Annotated in this window: 2 protein-coding genes; both read right to left on the bottom strand. The window is 44.3% G+C overall.

Features of this window, described 5'->3' with window-relative positions; translation table 11 throughout:
* Positions 1-294: 294 nt before the first annotated feature.
* A complete protein-coding gene (locus L0J61_RS10300; RefSeq protein WP_301466354.1) occupies positions 295-1,014 on the bottom strand; it encodes a 16S rRNA (uracil(1498)-N(3))-methyltransferase in 720 nt (239 codons plus the stop codon).
* Between the two features lie 84 nt (positions 1,015-1,098).
* Positions 1,099-2,778 (bottom strand): 3-deoxy-D-manno-octulosonic acid transferase, encoded by a 1,680-nt coding sequence (locus L0J61_RS10305; protein ID WP_301466355.1) that lies wholly within the window; start codon positions 2,776-2,778, stop codon positions 1,099-1,101.
* Positions 2,779-3,018 lie beyond the last annotated feature (240 nt).

A 3,018-nucleotide genomic window follows, 5' to 3' on the forward strand; every position in this document is an offset into this window, starting at 1 on the left:
GACCTTGATAAATAAAACATCATACTAATGCAAATGATATTAATTATCAATACATTTGTTAATATAATCTTACACGTATTTTTCAGCTTACTTACTGCCATCCGAAGAGAACTTATCGTGCTATCAAACTACATAACTTTTATCGACTGCTGCCTTCTCTATATAATAGTTAGCCGGTAGAAAGCCATGAAGTAACTTAGAAAACGGTAAAGTAACAGTTTACGGCTTCTCTAAAGTGTTTAAAATTTAGATAGACCTTCAATATAGACAGCATCCCTTCATATAACCACTGCCTCATAATAGCCAGCGCCCTAAAATGGCGTTCACGGCGGCCTCTGTGCGTAAAATACGTGGGCCGATACTCACTGCCTCGCAGCCTTGTTTGGCAAGTAGCGCCACCTCATAGTCTATCCAACCACCCTCACTGCCGATACATACTAAGCTAGGTAGTATCGATGGCTGCTGTTGTAAATACTGAGAAAATGGTTGCTCACTATAGGGATGCGCCACGATGGCACGGTTGGCTATATAGTCCGCTAGATTATCCTCCACGAATGGCTTAAAGCGTTTCTGTAAGGTAATACGTGGTGCGACAGTATCAACGCCTTGTTGTAGTCCTTCTAAGACAAACTCATCGAGACGCTCCAGCATTGGGCTTTGCCAATAGCTTTTTTGAGTACGGTAGCTATTGATAAGCACGATGTCACGCACACCAAGCGCGGTCATATCCATAATTAAGCGGCGCAGCACTTTTGGACGCGGTAGTGCCAGCACAACGGTTAAATCCATTTTAGGCGGTGGCGAAGTCGCCAACTCAACATCGTGCAATTGGATAACATCAGCGCTGATGCTTCCTATGATACCAGTACCTAAACAGCCGCCAAGCTCACCGATTTTGAGCCTGTCACCCACTTTTGCCGACAGCACCTTTGTGATGTGACTAATCTGCGCTGAATCTTCTATACGAGCGCCGTCTAGCGAGAATTTATCGGTAGGCAGTAATATACAGTTCATAGCAACTCTTGATGTAAATATAGATTGCGTAGCTAATGTGTCAGTAATCGCAATGATTAGCGTGATGATAACCTTGTGCTTATTTTATTGAACACTGGCGATAATATCTTCTATCATCTTCAACTGACGAGACAATACGCTTTGTTGTAGTGCAGTCATTTGTTCACCAGCCTGTCCTGCTGTTTTCGCTAGCGCTAGATCACCTAGCCAGGTCGTGAGCTGCTGATAGATGAGCATATCGTCGTTGTCATCAATCACACCATCTTCGTTAATCATATCGTCTTCATTAATGACATCACCGCTATCAATATCATTAACTACCAAGTCACTATCACTATTTATTTTTGCATCTACATATTCGAAATCTGTCACATCCTCATCGGCCGTCACAGGGCAATACAACGAACTGTGCGGCTGATAGAGTGCCCCAACCTCAGACAGTTTATCTACGACACTCTGACAGGACTGGGTATAGTGCCCCATAATTATTGGCGTTGCTACGCTTGCGGGCTCGACTGGGTTATGCCCACCAATATCAACCAACGACCCACCGACGAGTGCGACATCGGCCAGTTTATACCACGTCATTAGCTCCCCCATACTATCCGCCAGATATACTTGCGTCTCTAAGCCAATCGCTTCATCTGCACTACGACGGGCGGTTTTCAATGCAGACTTTTGCATGAGCGCGGCAACTTCATCGAAACGCTCTGGATGTCTGGGCACAATTATTAACAAAGCATTAGCAAGCTCTGCATGGGACAATAACTGCTGATGCAGTGACAGTACAGTTTCCTCCTCACCACTATGCGTGCTTGCCGCCACCCAAATCGGTCGATCAACCACGGCAAATGCTTCTGCAAGTTCGAGCTTTTGGCTAGATAAAATCGACTGTTGAATGGTCGAACTATCATCTTTTACGTCTGACGTTTCTGCTTGGCTAATAACCTCTGTTTCATCAATATCAGGGCTGGCATCCGTTTTCATCGTATTAATGACCCACTTGAGCGAACCTGCCACACGAATGCGATTACTACTAGCACCGAGTTGGCGAAAGCGTTTAGCAGAGTCTTTGTCTTGAGCGATAATCAAACTCAAATTTTTCATCATACTGCTACTGACAGCACCAATCTTTTTATAGCTTCTAAAAGAAGAGTCTGATAATCGACCATTGACCAATATGCTAGGAATACTGTGCTCGGATAATTTGGTCAAGATATTTGCCCAAAGCTCTGTTTCTACGAACAAAGCAGCGATGGGCTGTACATGCGTTAAAAAAGTCTCAATCACACGAGGGCTGTCTACTGGTACATAGCTGTGACTCATCTGACCTTGTGCTATCTCATCAGCGAAACGACTGGCACCACGAGAAAACCCTGTCTGCGTCGTATTGGTTAGCCATATCTGATACCCGCCTTTCAACAGTGCATCCAGTAGCGGCGCAACGGTATTGGTCTCACCTAACGACACCGCATGACACCAAATAACACCTTTTTCGGTATTAGGAGCCCTGCTTGTCTCATCGAAACTAGCAGTATTAACGACTGGTCGCGGCGGATACTGTTTGCCAAAGCGCTGCGCTACTTCTTGCTGATAATTGGCACGCTGGTGCGATCGCCGCCATACTTGTAATCGGTACATAGGCTTGAGTAAGCGAATGGCAACCTTATAATAATAAGGAGGATTGTGAGGAGCACGATCGGGCAATGATGTGATGTCCGTCGTTTCTGCAGAGGTTTCAGGTGGTATACGCGAAGATGGCATGAATCAGCCCAGTTGAATGATGGTTCAAATAACGCCAAACCCAGAAGCAATATACTTCAGAATGTCAAAATCGCTTCGCTTGATATCGTAAAACTTACAATTACTTTCTGTACTGCTTAGGTTTTGGGAATGGTACAAACATTGATCATGGCGAAAAAAAACGGTAGCGATAGTGCCAATTCTACTCGAATTGGGAATCTATTAATATTCTTTTATAAACACATATTATGTTTATAAAAG

Source organism: Psychrobacter sp., assembly GCF_030457785.1.
GTDB lineage: Bacteria > Pseudomonadota > Gammaproteobacteria > Pseudomonadales > Moraxellaceae > Psychrobacter.